At 72.2% G+C, this 19642-nt stretch carries 23 protein-coding genes and 2 tRNA genes; 17 read left to right on the top strand and 8 right to left on the bottom strand.

All coding sequences use genetic code 11. The features are described from left to right. The first annotated feature begins 160 nt into the window (after positions 1-160). The 8 genes from ACIQU6_RS38980 to xerC all read left to right on the top strand — a co-directional run bounded on the left by ACIQU6_RS38980 (position 161) and on the right by xerC (position 4366). Positions 161-349 carry a mobile element transfer protein gene (locus tag ACIQU6_RS38980; protein WP_274914534.1) on the top strand — a complete coding sequence of 63 codons (189 nt, stop codon included), beginning with the start codon at positions 161-163 and terminating at the stop codon, positions 347-349. Between the two features lie 18 nt (positions 350-367). Then, a complete protein-coding gene (locus ACIQU6_RS38975; RefSeq protein WP_403486486.1) occupies positions 368-700 on the top strand; it encodes a SpdD protein in 333 nt (110 codons plus the stop codon). A gap of 13 nt (positions 701-713) precedes the next feature. Continuing rightward, positions 714-950: a hypothetical protein gene (locus ACIQU6_RS38970; RefSeq protein ID WP_403486485.1), complete on the top strand. Its 237-nt coding sequence runs from the start codon at positions 714-716 to the stop codon at positions 948-950. 93 nt (positions 951-1043) lie between these two features. After that, entirely contained in the window at positions 1044-1226 is a 183-nt protein-coding gene (locus ACIQU6_RS38965) for a hypothetical protein (RefSeq protein WP_403486484.1), read from the top strand. A 5-nt stretch (positions 1227-1231) separates the two neighbouring features. Continuing rightward, positions 1232-1420 carry a hypothetical protein gene (locus tag ACIQU6_RS38960; protein ID WP_403486483.1) on the top strand — a complete coding sequence of 63 codons (189 nt, stop codon included), beginning with the start codon at positions 1232-1234 and terminating at the stop codon, positions 1418-1420. A gap of 5 nt (positions 1421-1425) precedes the next feature. Further along, positions 1426-2910, top strand: a complete 1485-nt coding sequence (locus ACIQU6_RS38955; RefSeq protein WP_403486482.1) for a replication initiator — start codon at positions 1426-1428, stop codon at positions 2908-2910. After that, positions 2907-3116, top strand: a complete 210-nt coding sequence (locus ACIQU6_RS38950) for an excisionase family DNA-binding protein (protein WP_403486481.1) — start codon at positions 2907-2909, stop codon at positions 3114-3116. The genes ACIQU6_RS38955 and ACIQU6_RS38950 overlap by 4 nt, the downstream gene beginning before the upstream one ends. Then, the gene (xerC, locus tag ACIQU6_RS38945; RefSeq protein WP_403486480.1) at positions 3104-4366 is read left to right on the top strand and encodes a tyrosine recombinase XerC; all 1263 of its coding nucleotides are present in this window, start codon (positions 3104-3106) and stop codon (positions 4364-4366) included. The genes ACIQU6_RS38950 and xerC overlap by 13 nt, the downstream gene beginning before the upstream one ends. Positions 4367-4444: 78 nt before the next feature. Here xerC and ACIQU6_RS38940 read toward each other — a convergent pair. The 4 genes from ACIQU6_RS38940 to ACIQU6_RS38925 form a co-directional block, all read right to left on the bottom strand. Continuing rightward, positions 4445-4517, bottom strand: a tRNA-Arg gene (locus ACIQU6_RS38940). Positions 4518-4667: 150 nt separating this feature from the next. Then, positions 4668-5369, bottom strand: a complete 702-nt coding sequence (locus ACIQU6_RS38935; protein ID WP_403486479.1) for an HD domain-containing protein — start codon at positions 5367-5369, stop codon at positions 4668-4670. A gap of 84 nt (positions 5370-5453) precedes the next feature. Continuing rightward, on the bottom strand, positions 5454-6470 hold the full coding sequence (locus tag ACIQU6_RS38930) for a GlxA family transcriptional regulator (RefSeq protein WP_403486478.1): 1017 nt from the start codon (positions 6468-6470) through the stop codon (positions 5454-5456). A gap of 155 nt (positions 6471-6625) precedes the next feature. After that, positions 6626-6716: transfer RNA gene (locus tag ACIQU6_RS38925), tRNA-Ser, on the bottom strand. A gap of 277 nt (positions 6717-6993) precedes the next feature. On the opposite strand from ACIQU6_RS38925, the gene ACIQU6_RS38920 reads away from it, so the two are divergent. Continuing rightward, positions 6994-7500, top strand: coding sequence for an SSI family serine proteinase inhibitor (locus tag ACIQU6_RS38920; RefSeq protein WP_403486477.1), 507 nt, complete (start codon positions 6994-6996; stop codon positions 7498-7500). Between the two features lie 192 nt (positions 7501-7692). Continuing rightward, positions 7693-11613: a PAS domain-containing protein gene (locus ACIQU6_RS38915; protein ID WP_403486476.1), complete on the top strand. Its 3921-nt coding sequence runs from the start codon at positions 7693-7695 to the stop codon at positions 11611-11613. 46 nt (positions 11614-11659) lie between these two features. On the opposite strand, the gene ACIQU6_RS38910 is transcribed toward ACIQU6_RS38915, so the two are convergent. From ACIQU6_RS38910 to ACIQU6_RS38895, 4 genes are all read right to left on the bottom strand, one after another. Beyond that, positions 11660-13312, bottom strand: a complete 1653-nt coding sequence (locus ACIQU6_RS38910) for a long-chain fatty acid--CoA ligase (RefSeq protein WP_403486475.1) — start codon at positions 13310-13312, stop codon at positions 11660-11662. 96 nt (positions 13313-13408) lie between these two features. After that, positions 13409-15085 carry a recombinase family protein gene (locus ACIQU6_RS38905; RefSeq protein ID WP_403486474.1) on the bottom strand — a complete coding sequence of 559 codons (1677 nt, stop codon included), beginning with the start codon at positions 15083-15085 and terminating at the stop codon, positions 13409-13411. Continuing rightward, entirely contained in the window at positions 15082-15432 is a 351-nt protein-coding gene (locus ACIQU6_RS38900; protein WP_403486473.1) for a hypothetical protein, read from the bottom strand. The genes ACIQU6_RS38905 and ACIQU6_RS38900 overlap by 4 nt, the downstream gene beginning before the upstream one ends. Before the next feature lie 26 nt (positions 15433-15458). Further along, complete coding sequence (locus ACIQU6_RS38895) at positions 15459-15896, bottom strand: helix-turn-helix domain-containing protein (RefSeq protein WP_403486472.1); 438 nt, start codon at positions 15894-15896, stop codon at positions 15459-15461. Between the two features lie 278 nt (positions 15897-16174). Here ACIQU6_RS38895 and ACIQU6_RS38890 point away from each other — a divergent pair, with 278 nt between their 5' ends. From ACIQU6_RS38890 to ACIQU6_RS38860, 7 genes are all read left to right on the top strand, one after another. Continuing rightward, complete coding sequence (locus tag ACIQU6_RS38890; protein ID WP_403486471.1) at positions 16175-16402, top strand: XRE family transcriptional regulator; 228 nt, start codon at positions 16175-16177, stop codon at positions 16400-16402. Further along, positions 16399-16587 carry a hypothetical protein gene (locus ACIQU6_RS38885; RefSeq protein WP_403486470.1) on the top strand — a complete coding sequence of 63 codons (189 nt, stop codon included), beginning with the start codon at positions 16399-16401 and terminating at the stop codon, positions 16585-16587. The genes ACIQU6_RS38890 and ACIQU6_RS38885 overlap by 4 nt, the downstream gene beginning before the upstream one ends. Positions 16588-16654: 67 nt before the next feature. Beyond that, positions 16655-17032, top strand: coding sequence for a hypothetical protein (locus ACIQU6_RS38880; RefSeq protein WP_403486469.1), 378 nt, complete (start codon positions 16655-16657; stop codon positions 17030-17032). After that, a complete protein-coding gene (locus ACIQU6_RS38875; RefSeq protein WP_403486468.1) occupies positions 17029-17400 on the top strand; it encodes a hypothetical protein in 372 nt (123 codons plus the stop codon). Before ACIQU6_RS38880 ends, ACIQU6_RS38875 begins: the two co-directional genes overlap by 4 nt. Next, a complete protein-coding gene (locus ACIQU6_RS38870) occupies positions 17397-18413 on the top strand; it encodes an ERF family protein (RefSeq protein WP_403486467.1) in 1017 nt (338 codons plus the stop codon). Before ACIQU6_RS38875 ends, ACIQU6_RS38870 begins: the two co-directional genes overlap by 4 nt. Further along, a complete protein-coding gene (locus ACIQU6_RS38865; RefSeq protein ID WP_403486466.1) occupies positions 18410-18976 on the top strand; it encodes a hypothetical protein in 567 nt (188 codons plus the stop codon). Before ACIQU6_RS38870 ends, ACIQU6_RS38865 begins: the two co-directional genes overlap by 4 nt. Continuing rightward, a complete protein-coding gene (locus ACIQU6_RS38860; RefSeq protein ID WP_403486465.1) occupies positions 18973-19578 on the top strand; it encodes a hypothetical protein in 606 nt (201 codons plus the stop codon). The genes ACIQU6_RS38865 and ACIQU6_RS38860 overlap by 4 nt, the downstream gene beginning before the upstream one ends. Positions 19579-19642: the final 64 nt, after the last annotated feature.

The raw sequence follows: 19642 nt of genomic DNA, 5'->3' as shown, positions 1-19642 counted from the left end.
TTGGAACTCGCCGCCGAACTCGCCCGCCGGGGCCGCGCCATCGAAGCGATCCAGATCGGGATCACCGCGATCGACGCAGCCACCTACGACGAACTACCCGCGATCCGCCACTGGCTCAACACCCACCCAGGCCCGTTCACCCGCCAGGAGGGCTGAGCCGATGTCGCGTCCGAACCGCTTCTACGACGTGATCCGCATCGGCCCCGTCCAGGTTGGCAGCCACTACGACGGCCGTGGACGCACCAAGCACACCGCCGCGTGCACCGCCCCCGGCTGTGGCTTCTCCGCCGACTACCGCGACCGCGCCGGCGCCGAACTCGCCGCCCGCACCCACCGCTGCAACCCCTGACCAGAAGGGACACCCACCATGCTCACCCCGAAGATCCCACCCCCGGACACCGCACAACCCCTCACCACCCCGACCGCGGCCCCGCTCGTCCCCACCACGAACACCACGACCCCGGTCGAGCAGATCCCGGCTCACGCTCCGGCGCCGGTCGCCGCCCCGGTGGGGAAGCGGTCGGTTCAGCTCACGCCCGGTGGTGTGGTCGCCGTCGCCGCTGGGGGAACCGCGGCCGTGCTGATCGTCGGCGCGGTGCTGGTCTCCATGCTCCTGGCGACCGCCATCACCGCGGCCTCCGTCGCCATCTGCGCGCTCGTCGTCCGCTCGCTCCTGGCCAACCAGAACACCAACCGCTGAAAGGAGCCCTGCTATGGGCCTGTTCAACCGCAAGAACACCGACTCCACCCCCGCCGACCCCGCGATGACGGAGAAGGGCCGCGAGTACGCCATCGCCAAGCGGCACGGCGACCGCAAGACCGCCAACCGCCTCATCCGCGAGATCGGCGACGGCTCCAGCACCAGCCAGGAGCGGGCCGCGTTCTGGCAAGGCGCCGACTCCTACGACAACATCCCGCCGGCCTACTCCAAGCGCCGCAACCGCCGCTAACGGCCCCCGGGGCGGCCTCTACCGCCAAGTATCCGCCGCCCCGGGCGCCAGCAACCCCTTCCAGACCCAACGACCCGAAAGGGACTGCTCATCATGCCTCAGCGCGCCCAGAACACGCTCATCTGCCGCGGCTGCGACGACTTCGCCCGCGTCGCCATCACCACCGGCCAGCGCCACCACGACGGCAGCCGCGAGACCGTTACCGTCGCCTGCCCGCTCTGCAAGGGCACCGGCCACACCGTCCGCGCCACCCACCTGATCCACGTCGGGAGGTGAGCGCGATGGCTGACCTGACTCCGACTCCGGACCGCCCCGGCCTGCACGTCAGCAAACCGTCGCCTTCCGCCCCTGCCGAAGCCTCCGCCGTGTGCCACTGCGGCGCCCGCGCCACCGCCACCGGCGACGACCAAGTGCGCGCCCTGGTCGCCGGCTGGGACGCCCACCACGGCCCCGCCCACAACAAGAGGTAGACGACGTGATCGACACCGCCACCGCGGCGGGCCTGGACCCGACCACCCTGGGCGACGTGCTCAAGGTGGCCGGGTCCCCCGGCTTCGACCGCCTCACCGACCAGATCCGCCGTACCGGCGGCTGCTCCGATCCCATCCACCTGACCGGCACCACCGTCACCCGCGACGCCACCACCGGCCAGGTCCTGCACTCCTTCACCACCGACGGCGAACCCGGGGGCCGGCTTCGTGTCGCCTGCGGCAACCGCCGTGCTTCCCGCTGCCCGTCGTGCGCCTGGACCTACGCCGGCGACACCTACCACCTCATCCGCGCCGGCCTCGTCGGCGACCCCACCAAAGGCACGCCCCACACGATCCGCGAACACCCCCGCGTCTTTGCCACGTTGACAGCCCCCTCCTTCGGGCCCGTGCATAACCGCCCCGGCAACAAGCGCTGCCGCTGCGGCGCCCAACACCCCGACAACGACCCCGCGTTGGGCACCCCACTCGACCCGGCCGCCTACGACTACGCCGGCGCGGTGCTGTGGAACAACCACGCCTCCGAACTGTGGCGCTACTTCACGATCTACCTCCGCCGCGCCATCGCCCGCCTTGCCGGCCTGACTCAGAAGGAAGCTCACGCGGAGTGCCGGGTCTCCTTCGGCAAGGTCGCTGAGTACCAGAAGCGTGGTGCGGTCCACTTCCATGCCGTCATTCGCTTCGACGGACCCGGCGGCCCCGACACCTCGCCCCCGGCCTGGGCCACCCACGACCTGCTCACCGACGCCATCCGCGCCGCAGCGGCCCGCGTGCGCGTTGAAGTCCCCGCCGCCGGCGACCAACCCGCGCGAGTCCTGCGCTGGGGCACGCAGTTAGACATCCAAGCCATCGGCGCCTTCGGCAACGGCGAAGACATCACCGAACAAGCCGTCGCCTCCTACGTCGCCAAGTACGCCACCAAAGCCGCCGAAACCACCGGCGCCACCGACGCCCCGATCCACTGCCGCACCTGCCAAGGAACCGGCCGCTCCCACCGCTACGCCGGACACAACGCCCTCCTGCGCAAGTGCGCTGCCTGCAACGGCACCGGACTGAGCGAAGGCCTCACCGCGCTGTCTATCCCCGACCACACTCGACGGCTCATGGCGGCCTGCCTGGACCTCACCGCGCTCTACCCCGACCGCAAGTTGGCGGCCTGGGCTCACATGCTCGGCTTCCGCGGCCACTTCTCCACCAAATCCCGCCGCTACTCCACCACCCTCGGCGCCCTCCGCCAGGTCCGCGCCGACTACCGGGCCAAACAGCAACGCGCCGCCCTCGGCCTACCCGACCCCGACCAGAACCCCGAGGCAACCACGCTCGTCCTCGCCCACTGGACCTACGCCGGCCACGGCCACACCCCCGGCGAATCCTGGCTCGCCGCCAACATCCGCCGCGACATCCAACACAACCGCGACATCGCCCGCGAACTCCACACCGAACTCAACACCGAAGGAGACGACTGGACATGACCACCACCGTGATCGAAAGGAAGTGGCACACCACCGCCGAAGTCGCCCAGATGCTCGGCTACGGCCTCTCCAAGACCAAGATGCTCGTGCTCACCGGCCAGATCCGCTCCATCAAGGACGGCCGCAACCGCCGCATCCTCCCCCGCTGGGTCGACGAATACGTCGAACGCCTCGCCCGTGAAGCCGAAGAGGAGTGGTCAGCATGAGCGGCAAGCGTGGCAACGGCGAAGGCTCCATCTACCCCTACAAGAACGGCTTCGCCGCCTACGTCTGGGTCACCACCCCGGACGGCAAGAAGAAGCGCAAGTACGTCTACGGCAAGACCCGCGACGAGGTCCACGACAAGTGGCTCAAGCTCCACATGGAAGCGAAGAAGGGGCCGATGCACACGCGGCACCGCACGCTCGCCGCCTTCCTCTCCTACTGGCTTGAGTCCATCGTGAAGCCCAACCTCGCCCCGCTCACGTACGTTTCGTACGAGGGCTCCGTACGGCTCTACATCGCGCCGCACTTGGGCTCCAAGCGGCTCGACAAGCTCACGGTCCGCGACGTGCGGGAGTGGCTGACCAAGCTGTCCGGCATCTGCCAGTGCTGCGCCCAGGGAAAGGACGCCAAGCGGGAACCCGGCCGCCGGCGTTGCTGTGCTGCCGGTGACTGCTGCGAGGCGTTCCCCTCTCGCCGCGTCGTTCAGGCCGCCCGTGACGCCCTGCGCGCCGCGCTCACCCACGCCGTCACCGAAGAGGAGATCGGCAAGAACGTCGCCGCCCTCGTCAAGGTCCCCAAGCCGCGTCGCCGTCGCATCAAGCCCTGGTCTGCGGTCGAAGCAAGCCGGTTCCTCGCCGACGCCGTCACCCGCGAGGATCCACTCTTCGCGGCCTGGGCGCTCGTCCTGTGCCTGGGGCTCCGCCGCGGCGAAGTGCTGGGCCTGACCTGGAAGTCCGTCGACTTCGAAGCGGGCGAGCTGTACGTGGATCACCAGATCCAGCGGGCAGGCCGTCAGATCCTCCACCGCGAGACGAAGACCGAGGAGTCGGACGACTTCCTTCCCCTACCGGCGCTGTGCCTCAAGTCACTCCGGATGCGCCGTGCTCAGCAGACCGGGGACCGGAAGGCTGCCGGCGACCTCTGGCAGGACAGCCACGGTCTGATCTTCACGACGAAGTACGGCACACCGATCGAGCCGGGGAACCTCACCCGCATGTTCGCGCTGCGGGCTCGTCGCGCCGGGCTCCGGGTCATCCCGCTGCGGAACACCCGGCACACGTGCAGCTCGTTGCTGGTCGCGCTGAAGGTCCACCCGAAGGTGGCACAGCGCATCCTGCGGCACTCGCAGATCGCGATGACGATGGAGGTCTACGCGGAAGCGAGCGACGAAGAAGTGCGGGACGCCCTCGCCAAGCTGTCCGGCGCCGTGGACGGTAGCGGGAACGACACCACCGGCACCGCCACCGCCTAACCCCGTTGCTGTACTTCGCTGCTGTACACCACGACAAAGCCCCCGCCCGGAGAACCCGGCGGGGGCTTTGATCTGCTGTGCGCTCGGCAGGATTCGAACCTGCAACCTTCTGATCCGTAGTCAGATGCTCTATCCGTTAAGCTACGAGCGCTTGGCTTTCCGGCGGTTTTTCTTGCCGGTCGGCGTTGCGAGAACAACATTACATGACCTGGGCCGTGAGGCGAAATCCGTTGCCCACACCCCCTCTGACCTGCGGAAATGATGATCAGGCGGGTTGCGAGGGGGTGTTGGGGGCGACGGGTCAGGCCGGCCAGGGGGAGTTCTCGATGATCTGGACGAAGTTCTGGCGGGTGTAGTCGGCTTCGAAGCGATCCAGGACGTCGGCCTTGACGTTGCCGAAGGTGGTCTGGGGGCGGTGGGCCAACCCGGCGTGGAAGGCGCGGAGGATGCGGCGCTTGAAGTCGGGGCGGGGGTGGGCGGCGACGACGGCCGCGCGGGTTCCCTCGGGCAGGTCGGCGTAACCGATGCCGAGGACGTCGAGTTCGACGCCGGCGGTGACGAGGGCCACTTCGGGGGCCATGTGGTGCGGGATCTCCGGAGTGGTGTGCAGGGCGATGCCCTCCCAGACGAGGCGGGCGCGGTCCTCGGGGATGCCCCGGGCGGTGAGGAAGGCGCGGGCCTCGTCGGCGCCGTCGATCTCGAAGCGCTGCTGGGAGGTGCGGAACTTCTCGGTGAGGCCGAGGTCGTGGAAGAGGGCGCCCACGTAGAGCAGCTCGGGGTCGAAGGTCAGGCGGTGCCGGAGACCGCGGTGGGCGCCGAAGAGGTAGACGCGGTGGGAGTGGTGGTAGATCAGGTCGTCGGTGAGGTCGCGGACGAGTTCGGTGGCCTCGCGGGCCAGGCGGCTGTCCGGGACGGGGATGCCGGCGAGGGTGGGCAGGTCCTGGGTGGACCGGGTGCGGGGGTCTTCGTCGGCGGTCTTGTCGGACGGCTCGTTGGTGGTCATGGGGCCAGGTTCGCGCCGTAGGGGGTGCGGGCGCCCGGTGCCTGTGGGACGAATGCCCCACAGATGGGGACACGGGGGCCGCGGTCAGCGGCTCGTCGTGTGGAAGCGGGCGCGGTAGGCGGAGGGGGTCACGCCGAGGCGGCGGAGGAAGAGGCGGCGGAGGGATTCGTCGGTGCCGATGCCGGTGCGGCGGGCGGTGGCGGTGGCGGTCTCGCCGTTGGCGAGGAGGGTCTGGGCGGCCTCCAGGCGGACGGCCTCGACGTAGCCGGCGGGGGTGGTGCCGGTGTGCTCGCGGAAGAGCCGGGTGAGGTGGCGGGGGCTGAGGCCGGCGCGGGCGGCCAGCGCGGTGTTGGAGTGGTCGGCGGCCGGGTCGGCGGCGATCGCGTCCAGGAGGGTGCGCAGCGCGTCGTGGCGGGGGCGCGGGGTGCGGGCGGGCACCGAGAACTGGGACTGGCCGCCCGGGCGCTGCATGAAGACCACCAGGTCGCGGGCGACCTCACGGGCCAGGTCGGGGCCCTCGTCGGCCTCTACGAGGGCGAGCGCGAGGTCGATGCCGGCGGAGACCCCGGCGGAGGTGAAGAGGTCGCCGTCGCGGACGTAGATCGCGTCGGGGTCGACGGTGACGGTGGGGTGGCGGGCGGCGAGGGTGGCGGTGTGGCGCCAGTGGGTGGTGGCCCGCCGCCCGTCCAGCAGCCCGGCGCCGGCCAGCGCGAACGCCCCGGCGCAGACGGAGGCGACCCGGCGGGAGCGGCCGGCGAGGGCGCGGACCGCGTCCAGGAGGCCGGGCGGGAAGCGGCCCTGGGTGAGGTCCTCGGCGCCGGGGACGAGGACGGTGTCCAGGGGGTGGGCGGAGAGCTCCGGGACGCCCGCGTCGACGGCGAGACGGGTGCCGGAGGCGGTGGTGACGGGGCGGCCGTCGGGGGAGCACAGCCGGACCTCGTAGCGGCCGCCGAGGCGCGCGGCGACGCTGAAGACCTCCAACGGGCCGGTCACATCGAGCAGTCGGGCGCCCTCGAAGGCCAGCATGACGACGGTGCGGACGGCGGGGCCGCGCCGCCGGGACGCGGGCCGGGGCGGGGGCGGCGGGCTCGGCAGGGGCATGGGCGGCAGCGTAGGCGGCGGGGTGGGGACGGCGCGGAGCCGCCGCGTCTCAGCGGGCCGGGGCGGGGCGGAAGGTCCGCCGGGCCGCCGGATCCGCCCACGCAAAAGCTCCGGGCCCGGTCGTGATCGACCGGGCCCGGAGCTGAACGCACAAGCGGAGGCGGAGGGATTTGAACCCTCGATGGGCGGTAAAACCCAAACCGCATTAGCAGTGCGGCGCCATAGACCGGACTAGGCGACGCCTCCACACGTCCTCATCGCGCGTGCGGCGCGATGTGGCGTGACCAGATGATGACACAGCCCAGCGGCCCGTCACCAATCGCCCCCTACGGTACTAGGCCCGCGACCCACCCGGCAAAGACGTTCCTGCGGCGCAACGTCACGGCCGGAAGGGCGTTAGAGAGACGGGGTCGCGCGGCCGCACGTGTCGTGCGCCCCCCGGCGCGTACGACCGCGTACCGCCGTCCCGTCCCGTGCGAGCCCGCGCATCCGGTGCGGCCGCACTCGCCCTCTGGAGCCCGTGATGTCCCGTCGCCGGATCCCGTCCCGGTCGCTGTCCCTGTTCGTCGCCGCGGCCGCCGCCGTGTGCGCGCTGCCCGCGCTCGCCGTCGCGCCGGCCGCCTCCGCCGCCCCGATCCCGCTGCCCTACCACCACGACGACATCCGCTTCGACGACCTGCCGGCGCTCGGCGGGCCGCGCGCGGACCACCTCACGGTCACCGTCACCGAGTCCGGGTCGGCGCGCACGGACGGCACGTTCGAGCTGCGCTGCCATCCGCGCGGCGGGAACCACTTCGCCGCGGGCCGCGCCTGCGACCGGCTGGACCACATGACGCGCTGGGGCAAGGACCCGTTCGCGCCGGTGCCGCGGGGCGCCAAGTGCACGATGATGTACGGCGGTCCGGCGCGGGCGCACGTCACCGGGGTGTGGGCCGGGCGGCCGGTCAACACCGACTTCCGGCGCACCAACGGGTGTGAGATCGAACGCTGGGGCCGCTTCGAACCGATGCTCCCGTCGACCGTTTCCTGACCCGGTTCGTGGCGGAGTAGCGCGCCAGGTCAGGACGAGGGGCACATGTCGGGCGTGCGGTGAGTCGCGCCGGGGCGCGGCATTGCGGCGGGCGTCATCCGCCCCCGCCTCCCCGGCATGTGCCCGTAGACTCCATCCCAGCGACCCACCGCGGTGGGTCGGCAAGGTGCGGTAACAGGGAGGAAGCGTCTCGTGAGCAGCAGGCCATCCCGAGGCGCTGCTCGCCTCGCAGCCATACTGGACGCCCTCCCCGACGCGCTGTTGCTCGTCAACTGCAACGGCACCGTCGTCAACGCCAACGCCATCGCCCTGGAGATGTTCGAGACCCCGGGCACGGCCCTGGTCGGGCGGGGGCTGTTGGACCTGCTGCCGACCTTCGACTCCAAGCGGATCCCGGGGTCGATGCGGCGCCGGGACGAGGAGGTCGAGGGCCGAACGCGGCCGACGCGGATGGTCGCGCGGCGCACCGACGGCGTCGAGTTGCTGGTCGAGGTGACCAGCGCCAACTTGGAGGACGGCCGCACCCCGTACGAGTCCGCCTTCGAGGCCGCCTACGCCGACCACCGCAACGGCTACACCGGCGACGAGCTGCTGATGCTCGTGGTGCGCGACCTGACCGGGACGGTGGACACCGAGACCGAGTTGGCGCGCCAGCAGCGGCAGACGGAGATGATCCTGCGGGCCGCGGCGGAGGGCGTGGTCGGCGTCGACTCCGAGGGCCGGGTGGTCCTCGTCAACCCGTCCGCCGCGCAGATCCTCGGCTACCGGGCCAGCGAGCTGGGCGGCAAGGAGCTGCACCCGCTGGTCCACCACTCCCGGCCGGACGGTTCGGCGCTGCCCTGGGAGGACACCCCGCTCGCCGACACCCTCAAGTCCGGTCGCAAGCACCGGGTGCGCGGGCAGGTGCTGTGGGCCAAGGACGGCCGTGCGGTGGCCGTCGACCTGACCACCGCTCCGGTGCGGGACGGCGACCAACTGGTGGGCGCGGTGATGACGTTCACCGACCGGCGGCCGCTCGACGCGCTGGCGGCGCGCCACGCCCAGCTCCTGGCCGTCCTGGAGCGGTCGCTGCGCGGGCCGCTCGAAGAGCTCAGCGGCGAGCTGACCACCCTCGCCTCCGACCCGGCGGGCCAACTGTGGCCCGAGGCCAACCAGATCCTGCACCACCTCGCGGCCGGGCACGCCCGGATGACGACGCTGGTGGACAACGTGCTCGGCTACCAGCGGCTGGACGCCGGCAAGGCGAAGCTGAACCGCACGAAGGTGTCGCTCGACAAGGTCGTCGCGGCCGGTGTGGAGGGCGCGGTCGAGCTGATCGGGCCGGGCCGGGCGCAGTTCGCGGTGCACGCGCCGCCGATAGCGGCGCTGGTCGACGCGGAGCGGCTGGCGCAGGCGCTGTCGCACCTGATCGCGGACGTGGCCGGGGTGGACTCCACGGGCCGGCACCCGGCCGGCGCCGGCGCCGGCGGCCAGGGCGGCCGTCCGGTGCCCGGCGACTCGACGATCGTGGTGGCCGCGGCCAAGCGCGGCGAGGTCGTCCGCATCGAGGTGCGCGGGCCGTTCGGCGGCGGCGATCCGGTGCACGGGCCGATCGTCCGCGGCATCGTGCGGATGCACGACGGGCTGATCCAGACGCACAAGGTGCCGGGCGGTTCCGGCGCCGGCGGCAGCGCGTACGTGCTGGAACTGCCGGTGCTGATCGACGAACCGGTGCCGGCGGACGACGAGGAGCCGGCCGAGGACGGGAAGAAGGCGACCGGGGGCGAGAGGCCGGCCGAGGCGGCCGCCACCACCCCGGGGACGGACGGGCGCGGCCGGGGCGGCGGCGCGCAGGCGCCCGCGGGCGGCGAGGCGGAGGACGGTGCGACCGGCGCGCAGCAGCCGACCGGACGCCGTCGCGCGCGGCGCCCGGGAACGGAGACGGGTCCCGCGGCGGACGGCACGCAGGGTGCCGGGCTGCCGGCGGGCGCCGAGGCGGTGCCGCCGAGCGGCCGGCGCCGGGCGCGGCCGGCGCCGGAGGGCTCGGCGCTGCCCGCGCTGCCGTCCGGGGCCGGTGACGGGGCCCCGGCCGGCGCGCCGGCGCCCGGGCTGACGCCCGCGGTGGCGCCGGCGCTCGGGCCGGTGCCGCGCCAGGGACAGCAGCCGGCGCCCCAGCCGGGTCAGCCGCAGGGCGCGGCCGTGGAGCGGACCGCGTCGGGCGCTCAGGGGGCCGCAGGTGGTCGGCGGGCCCGGCGGGCGCTGGCCGAGGCGTCCGAGCGGGCCGGTGGGCCGGAGGCGCCCGCCACCCGGGGTGTCAACGTGCCGCAGCAGGGCGGCAATCGGGCCGCCCAGGCCCAGGACGCGCCGCGGTCGCCGTTCGCGCTGCCGCCGGCTGCGGCGGACCGGGCGCCGCAGCAGCCGGCTCCCGCAGCGTCCCGGTCGGCCCAGCAGCCCCAGCCGGCGCTGCCCGCGATCGCCGGCGGGGTGCCCGCCCGCGCCGGTGCCCCCGCCCCGGCGGAGACCGGCCCGCAGGACGCCGGTACCGGGCGGCGGCGCGCGCGCCGGCCGGTGGCGGCCGGCCCCGAGCCGACCGCAGGACAGCCGGCCGCCCCCGCCGACTCCCCCGACGCACCCGGCGGTTGGGACGGCGAGCCGACCGGCCGGCGCCGGGCCCGGCGGGCCGCCGCCGAGGAGCGCGCGGCCGCGGCGATGGCCGACTCCGAGGCGTCCGGCACGTTCGTGGCCGGGCCCGAGGGCCTGGTCGCGCAGCCGCCCGGGACCGCGGCCCCGGGCGCCCCGGCGGCGGCGACCGGCACGGGCACCGGGACCGCTCCCGGGGTGCCCGGCGCCGCCGCGCCGTCCGCGCCCACCGGCCGCCGCCGCGGCCGCCCCAGCCCCGCCGAGGAGGCCGCCCCCGTGCCGCCGCCCGCCGCGGCCCGACAGCCGTTGCCGCCCGCCGAGGAGGACCCGGGGAACACCTCGGGGCGGGCGTTCAGCGTGCGCACGCTCGGCCAGGGCGTGCCGTTCGCCCAGCAGGTGGCCGACCCGCAGCGCCCGGCGCCGCAGCCGGGGCCCGTACCGCCGGGCGGCACCGCCACGCCGCCGGGCGGCACCCCCACCGGGTCCGGCCGCCGTCGCAAGCTGGCCGCGCCCCCGCCGGAGGGCGAGCGCACCGGCGCCGCCGAGACCCCCGCGCCGGGCACCCCGGCGCCGGCCGCCGGCGCCCAGCCGCAGCCGACCGCCCGACCCAAGCAGCCGGGTCCGCAGGGGCACCTCATGGACGGCGGCGAGGGCCGCGCGTTCGCCATCTCGGCGCCCGACGAGGGCAGCGAGGGGCCCGAGCCGCTGGACGGTCCGAACGGCGCGGTCGAGGTGATGGAGCGTCAACAGCAGCCGCTGGACGACGAGTTGCCGCCGGAGCCGCTGGACAATCCGCGCCGGCTGCTGGTCTGGCCGGCGCCCGACGTCGCCACCCAGCAGGCGCTCAGCGACCGCGGCTACCGCCCGGTGATCGTCAACTCCCGCGAGGAGGTGGACGCGCAGATCGCCGCCTACCCTGCGGCGCTCTTCGTGGACCCGCTGACCGGGCCGATCACCCGCACCGCGCTCCAGTCGCTGCGCCAGGCCGCCGGCGCCGCCGAGGTGCCCGTCCTGGTCACCGCCGGGCTGGGGCAGGCGACCCGGGAGGCCGCGTACGGCGCCGACCCGGCCGTGCTGCTCAAGGCGTTGGCCCCGCGGGACGCCGAGGACCAACCGGCGCGGGTGCTGCTGATCGAGCAGAACGACGCCATCGCGGGCGCGCTGACCGCGTCGTTGGAGCGGCGCGGGATGCAGGTGGCCCGGGCCGGCGCGGACACCGACGCGGCCGCCCTGGCGACGCAGGCGCGGCCCAACCTCGTCGTGATGGACCTGATGCAGGTGCGCCGCCGCCGGGCCGGCATCGTGGACTGGCTGCGCGCCAACGGGCTGTTGGACCGCACCCCGCTGGTCGTCTACACCGCCGCCGACCTCGACCCGGCCCAACTGCCGCGGCTGGCCTCCGGGGAGACGGTGCTCTTCCTGTCCGAGCGCTCCACCAGCGACGAGGTGCAGAGCCGGATCGTGGACCTGCTGGCGAAGATCGGCACCAACTGACCGGCCGAGCCCGCCGGGTGCACCCCGACGGGCCCGGGCGCCGGCGTCAGCCCAGCCGCGTCACGTCCAGCTCACCGTCCGCGTACTGCCGGCGCAGCACCTTCTTGTCGAACTTGCCGACGCTCGTCTTCGGCACCGACGGGATCACCGCCCACCGCTCCGGGAGCTGCCAGCGGGCGATCCGCTCGCCGAGGAAGGCCCGCAGTTCCTCGTAGGCCAGCGCGGTGCCGTCGGTCAGCACCACGGTGGCCAGCGGCCGCTCGCCCCACTTCTCGTCGGGGACGGCCACCACCGCGGCCTCCGCGACGCCGGGGTGGGCCATCAGGTGGTTCTCCAGCTCGACCGAGGAGATCCACTCGCCGCCGGACTTGATGACGTCCTTGGCCCGGTCGGTCAGGGTGAGGTAGCCGTCCGGGGTGATCGTGCCGACGTCGCCGGTGCGCAGCCAGCCGTCGGGGCTGAACTTGTCCTCCGGGCGCAGCGCTTCGCCCTGCGCGCCGCCGTAGTACGCACCGGCGATCCACGGACCGCGGACCTCCAGCTCGCCGGCCGCGGCACCGTCCCACGGCAGTTCCTCGCCGGTCGGGCCGATCAGCCGGGCCTCGACGGAGGCCGGGAAGCGGCCCTGGGTGGCGCGGTAGGCCCACGCCTCCTCGCCACCGGCGCCGGCCGGCGGGTGGGAGACGCAGCCCAGCGGGGAGGTCTCGGTCATGCCCCAGGCGTGCACCACGCGGACCCCGTGCCGCTCCTCGAAGCCCCGCATCAGCGCGGGCGGACAGGCCGAGCCGCCGATGACGACCGTCGCCAGACAGGTCACGTCCCGCTTGTGGGCGTCGAGTTCGGCCAGCAGGCCCTGCCAGATCGTCGGGACCGCGGCTCCTATGGTGGGCCGCACCGCCTCGATCATCTCGGCGAGCGGCGCGGGCTGCAGGAAGCGGTCCGGCATCAGCAGCGAGGCGCCGGCCATGAACGCGGCGTGCGGCAGGCCCCAGGCGTTGACGTGGAACATCGGCACCACCGGCAGCGCGATGTCCTTCGACGCGAGGGCGAACGCCTCCGCGGTGTTGACCTGCAGCGAGTGCAGGTACAGCGAACGGTGGCTGTAGAGCACGCCCTTGGGCTCGCCGGTGGTCCCGGAGGTGTAACAGAGCGCGGCCGCCTCCCGCTCGTCGATCTCCGGCCAGTCGTAGCGCTCCGGCCGCCCGGCGAGCAGTTCCTCGTAGTCGTGGACGCGGACGCCGGCCGCGTCCAGCGGGGCGCGGTCGCCGGGGCCGACGACGACCACGTGCGCCACCTTGGGCAGGTGCGGCAGCAGGGGCGCCAGCAGCGGGATCAGGGTGCCGTTGACCAGGACGACGCGGTCCTCGGCGTGGTTGACGATCCAGGCGAGCTGCTCGGGCGCGAGCCGGAGGTTCAGCGTGTGCAACACCGCGCCCATGGACGGGATGCCGAGGTACGCCTCCATGTGCTCGCTGTTGTTCCACATCAACGTTCCCAAAACACTTCCCTCGGTGACCCCGAGTTCATCGCGTAGGGCGTTGGCAAGCTGAGCGGCCCGGCGGCCGATCTCGGCGAAGGTGCGGCGGTGCGGCTCGGCCTCACCAGTCCATGTGATGACCTGTGCGTCTCCGTGGACCGTTGACCCATGGGTGAGGATTCGCGAGACGGTGAGCGGTACGTCCTGCATCGTGCTGAGCACCGGGTGCCTCCGCTTTGTTACGGGCGGGTAGTGGTGCTGCGATTCTCGATGCGTACCGCGTGGTATGTCACGCCTCCATGGCGTGTTCTTTTCCTCTCAGGCTGGAATCGGCCGGGAACCTGCGCCGCCCGCGTCACCGCCAGAGTGGTTTCCCCCGGTAGCGGTGGCCTTCTTCGGGTCGGGCCACGGGTCCGGCTCCCACACGGGGTGTATGTGGATCTCGTGGTTCTCGGTTCCTGCGCCATGGCGTGTGATGGCGACGCGCCGGATCAGCTTCCGGAGCATCATGTTTTTCTCGCGCGTGTTGAGGGTTGGCCACTCCTCGACCGTGCCCACGACCAAGGGCCTGAACTCCTTTCGTTCTGGTAGGGGCTCCACTTCGGGGATGCTGTCGAGCAGCGTTTGCGCTTGGGTCCGCTTCTTGCGGATGACGTCGGCGGCCTCCTCGTACTCTCCTGGTTCGAAGTCGTCTGGGTTGGCGGCGTGTTCGGCTCGGAGCCGTGCAAGGGCCTGGCGTTGTCTGTCAACTTCGGCTTGTGCCCGAGCGCGGGCGGCAATGTTGGCAGCTTGCTGGTCCGCGAGGCTCCGTTGGGGGTCAGGAGCACTCGCCGGGGCGGTGTCGATGTCGGCCGCGGCCTCACGCTTCAGCCATTCGAGGACTTCTTTCTCAACTTCGGTGCGCTGAACCAGGATTCCCTTGCACGCCATCGCTCCGGCCTTGGCGCGCTTACTGCATCGGTAGGAGAAGCCGGGGACGTTCTTGCCGTCGCGGGTTGCGGTGTTGAGGCTGGTTCCGAGGCGGCAGTGTGCGCACTTGCACAGCCCGGTCAGTTGGTAGATGCCGGTCCGGGAGCGGGGGAAGGTTTCTCGTACTTCCTTTCGCCGCTGCAGGTATGCCTGCCACAGGTCGAAGTCGATCAGCTCCTCTTGCGCGCCCTGGATGAAGATGTGGTTCCGGCATGATCCGTTGGTCTTGCGGCATCGGCACTCAGGGTTGTGCACGGTGAGGAGTCCAGCGGCAAAACCACTGTCCATGTACCGCTGAAGGGTTTCGGCGTTCCACAGGTTCCCTAGTGTGGTGCGGTGTCCGTCCTGGTTGAGTTGGATGGCTAGGGCGGTGAAGCCGAACCCGTCGACGTACGAGCGGAACAATTCCGCTGCGATGGGGCCTGTTTCGGGGTCGGGCTCGTATCTTTCCTTTTGCAGCTTGCCCGTTGTGGGGTCGTAGCGGCGGTGCCAGATGTACCCCCAGCGCTTTCGGCCTTGTGCGGGGAGTCGGAGTTTGTAGCGGCGGTGGTCGTGGGTTTCTCGCCACTGCTCGCCGGCGCGGTCCGACTCGAACGCGGAGAACTCAAGGATCATGCCGCGTTGGAATCGGCCGATGGCGGTCGAGGCGTCGACCGGCTCGGTCGCGGATTCCAGTTCGCCGCCGGCCTGTTGGAGCCGGGCGAGGTTGATTGCGTTGCCTGTGCGGTCGCGTCCGAACCGGGAGTATCGCCATACGGCAACGCCCCGGGCCTCGCCGGCCTCCACGCGCTCGATGCAGCGCATGATCTTGCGTTTGAAGTGCCGGCCGGACACGTCGAGGTCTTCAATCCATCCGATGATGCGTCGGCCGGTGCGCCGTTCCCATTGGAGGATTGCGTCTCGCTGTAGTTCCGGGCTGATCTTCTCCTCTTTCCACGTAGACACGCGGATGTACGCGAGCCACGGCTCGCCTTCCTCATCCGTCGGTGCCCCGCGGAACGTGGCGGGTATGTCGACTGCGGTCACTGTGCCTTCCGATCAATCGGTTGCTGCTGACGCGGGCGCAGTGTGATCACGTTGCCCGCGACGTGCTCGGCGGTGGCCCGGCGGCCGGTGTTCGGCGGGGCGGGGGCGTTGTCGAGCAGGCCGCGCGCGACGTGGTCGAGGGCGCGGACGTATCCGGCCCTGTCAGCGTCGGCGAGTTGCTGGTCAGTGACTTTGTGAGCGGCGTGGACAGTGCGGGTGATGATCAGCGGTACAGCTACCACCGACACGAAGGCCCCGGCCTCGAACAAGGCGCTGTTGCGACCGAGCAGTCCCAGTACGCCCGCGGAGAGCCCCAGGAGGAGCAGGGCAATGCTGATTGCGGGCATGTATCGGTGGGTCACTACGCCTCCGGTTAGTTCTCGGCGGTATGTCCGTCGCCGTTGGTGGCTCGCTGGTGTCGAAGGGTTTCGGTCATCGAGAGGAACAAGGCGCGTGACTGCGGGTCCTGGATGCCTAGTTCGTCGGCTGCTTGTTCTGGTGTGATGCTGCGGGGCCCGGTGGTGGGGTTCTGTACTGCGGTGAGTTCGTCGGCGGTGATGACGCCGGCGCGTACGAGGACTTCGCCGAGTCGCACACCGAGCGCTTCGGCCAGTAGGCCGAGGACGCGGGTGTCGGTGACGTTGTCGCCTCGGAGGAGTCGGCCGACGCTGGATGGACTGATTCCTGAGCGTTCGGCAAATCTGGCCCGTCCGCCGCTACGAGGTCCTGAGAGGTCGTAACCGCGGGCGGTGAGCTGATCGTGTAGCCATTGCGCGAACAGCGCAGGCTCGTCCGGCTTCCTGTCTTTCATGAGTGAAATGTAGCGCGTAGCTGTCTCGCGAGAAAGACAGCTCACGCAATGTGATGGGATGCACCACACATCACCCCCCGTGACCCCGGCAACCCCCATGCGACCTGCCCTTTTGCTGATCGCACTGGGGTTCGATTGTGCCGGAATGTCCTTTCCGTGTCAACGATAAACAACCGTGCGTCACAGACCGTACGCGCTGTTCTAGCTTTCACGCCAGAAAGATACCTGCTACTTTCTGTCTCGGCAGACCTTCTGTCTCGTCAGAAAGGAGGGCGGGCGTGATGTACGACCGTGCCCTGTTGCAGGCCATAGCCGGCGGACTCGGCGACCAGCACTACCTTGACCTCGCCGCCCGGCTGAGGGTGGCTCCCGCGACCGCATGGCGCCTGTGGACGGGGAAAACCGCGCCATCGGTACGTGTTGCCGCCGCCGTCGAGGCTGCATACGGCCTCTCACCGGCTCAACTGATTAAGCCCGTTGCTGTGAGTGAGCGGAACGCGGCATGAGCACAGTAGTCCCCCGCGAGCAGGCCATACGCGACGCCCGTCGCGTCCTGGACGCCGCCCGCCGCCGGCGCGATGCCGACCGCACCGCCGGGCGTCTCGACCCCGAGGTCGAACTGATCTTGCGCCGCCTCGAACGCCAGCAGCGCCAGCAGGCGCCAGCCGTCGAGCACCGCGCCGCCGCCTGACACAACTGCGGGCCGCCCGGACGCGACCCGGACGGCCCGCCACGACCGCCCCAGAGAGGCACCGATCGTGAACACGCCCCAGACTAGCGCCGGTTCGTTGCGCGCCGCCCTCGCCATACAAGGCGGGCGCGCCGGCCGTCGGTTCGCTGCACGCCGCGCGGTGATCGCCCGGCAACTCGACATCATCGCGCCCGGCGCGGTGCATGTGCGCACTGTCCCCGTGCACACCGACCGCGACGGCGAGCGTCGCCGCGCGACGTGGGTTGTCCTCGATGACGCCCTCGGCCTGCCGGTCTGTGCCGGCCGCGAAGCGCATCGCGCCGCCCGTGGCCTGCTCCGCCGGATGTTCCCGGCCGCCGACTGGTCCCGCCCGCTGGCCTACGACGCGCACACCGGCGCCCTCGTCCTGGACGAGCCGGCCATGCCCGAGGAGTTGCACCGATGATCCGCCCCCAGCTCGGCGCCGACGGCCTCGCGGTCCGTCTGCCGATCGCCGACCGCGTCGAGCCCCTGCTCGACGCTCTCGCCGTTGCCTACGCCGAGGCGCCCGACGACCTCGGCGCCCTGCTCGCCCATCACGCCGAGCACGTGCGCGCCCTCGATCACGCGCTTTTCGGGCGCGACGTGCCCGAGTACGAGCAGGCCATGCGCGCCGCCGCCGTGGACGCAAGCCGCGAGGCTCTGCTCGCCGAGGCGCCCGTCGACGGTCTCGACGACCTGCTCGACCCCGATACGGCGATCAGCCTCGCCGGCCGCATCACCCAACTCGCCGCCCATATCCGCCACCGCACGAATCCGGAGCCGCGCCCGTGACCCTCACCGCCCTGCCCACCTTTGCCGAACAGCCCGTCGCCCCAACTCCGGTCCCCTCGGCGGATGTTGTCTACGTACCGGCCCCGACTGGTGCCCCCGCGGATGCGCCCCGTGTGTTCGCCGCGATCAATGCGGTGATGCGTGATGCGATGCCCGTTGGCAAGAACCAGACCAACACGCAGCAGAACTACAAGTTCCGCGGCATCGACGACGTGATGTCGGCCATGGCCGGGCCGCTGCGGGCGCACGGCGTGTTCATCCTGCCGACGATCGCCGAGCACGCCCAGCAGCGTGACGGGAAGATGACCCGGACCGTGATCACCATGCGGTACCGGGTGTATGGGCCTGCGGGTGACTGCCTGGTCGCGGATGTGCCGGGCGAGGCGTTCGACTACGCCGACAAGTCGACCAACAAGGCCCAGTCCGCGGCGCTGAAGTATCTGTTGTTCACGCTGTTCATGCTGCCCGTGGACGGCCGCAGCATCGATGACGGGGACCGGCACCACCCGGAGCCGACGCCGGAACAGCGTGCTGAGCATGCGCAGCGCCAGCAGCGGCAGCAGGACCGGCGACCGCAGCGCGGGCAGCAGCACCGCAGCAACCGCGCCGCGCCGGCCTCGCAGCAGCGCCCGGCCGGCCCGCGCCGCGACTACCTCGCCGAGGCTCAAAAGGCCCCGGACCGCGCCACGTTCGACAAGGTGCGTGCTGCTGCGGTCGCCGACGGGGCCCCGGGGGACTACCTCTCACGCCTCGACGCCGTCGCCCAGCAGCGCGCCGCCGCCACGCCCCATCCGCGGCCCGCCGCGCCTGTTCCCCAGCCGCAGCAGGACGTAGAGCAGGCCGCCGCCCTCGGCGAGATGTACGACGCCGCCCGCACCGCCGGCCTCGACCAGACCGAGGCCGCCGAGGCGTTCGCCGTCCGATTCCAGTGCCAGCCGGCCGCCGCCACCGTGGTCCACCTGCGCGAGATGCGCGACGACCTGCTCGACGCTGCGAAGGAGGTCCGCGCATGAGCGCCGAGCCGACCATCGAGCAGCCGGTCGAGTCGCTGCGCGACCTTGCGCTCGAAGAGGCCGCCCTCGACCTGCTCGCCGCCCGTGTAGCCGCAGCCAGGAAGGACGTACGGGCCCGCACGCAACAGGCGCTCGACGCCGCGGCGGCGCGTGACGGCGTCGAGCGGATCGCCGCCATTCTGCCCAGCGGCGAGCAGGTCGCCACGATCTCACTGCGCAGGGGCGAGACGGGCCCGGTCGTTGTCGACGAGGAAGCCCTCGCCCGCTGGTTGCGTCAGACGTGGCCTGATCAGGAGTGGACCGAGACCCGCGTCGTGCGCACGGTCAAGCCGTGGCGCCTGGCTGAGTTGGTCGCCGAGATGACGGCCGCAGGCGCGCCGAAGGTTGCCGACAAGGTGACCGGTGAAGTGCACGACGTGCCCGGAATCGTGTGGAAGCCCACGCGTGCCCGCACGCACGCCCTCACGTGGCGCAAGGGAGGGAAGGACGCGACGGCCAACGCGTGGCGTTCCGGTGCCCTCGCTGGGCAGTTCGCCGCGATTACCGCCGGGGGTGCGCCGTGACGCCGGCCACCGTCGCCAGCCTCGACGCAACGCGTCGCCTGCTCGGCTCCCCGCCCGTGGCACCCGTGCCGGGACAACTCGCGGTCGACGACGCCCCCGCGGCGCCGGCCGGCCTCTCGAAGGCGTTCGCCGCCCGCACCCGGGAAACTCCCGACGGACACCGCGAGTGGACCCGCACGCCCGGCAAGGGCGGCGGACGCTTTCGGCACCAGGGCCGCGACTACACCGCCTATCAGGCCGCGTTCATCCTGCGTACCGGCCGCGACCCGGTCGGCACCGTCCGCCCGTCGTGCGCCCAGCCCGGATGCTGCAACCCGGCCCACGTCGACGACCAAGCGACCCGGCAGCGTGACCGCGGCGCCCTCGCCGCCGTCAAGGGCATGCAGCACCGCACCCCCACGTGCGACCACGACCAAGCCGTACACGGCCGGCACCGCGCCGACGGCCGCCGGTACTGCAACGCGTGCAACAACCCGCGCGCGGCGGGCGGATGCAACGCCGGCGATCCGCAGTGCGGCGCTCACCCCGTACGCCCCTACCCGTGCGGCTGGCGGTGCGAGGAGCACCAGCCGGCGCGCATGCGCCCCTACTCCGCCGCCTGATCGCCTCGGGGCGAGGTCACGTTACGTCCTCGCCCCGAGCGCACGACCCTAGGAGCACAACTCC

Source organism: Streptomyces sp. NPDC090442 (genome assembly GCF_044769405.1).
GTDB lineage: Bacteria > Actinomycetota > Actinomycetes > Streptomycetales > Streptomycetaceae > Streptomyces.
The sequence above is the reverse complement of the archived record's forward strand: the minus strand, read 5'-3'. Positions and strand labels throughout refer to the sequence as shown.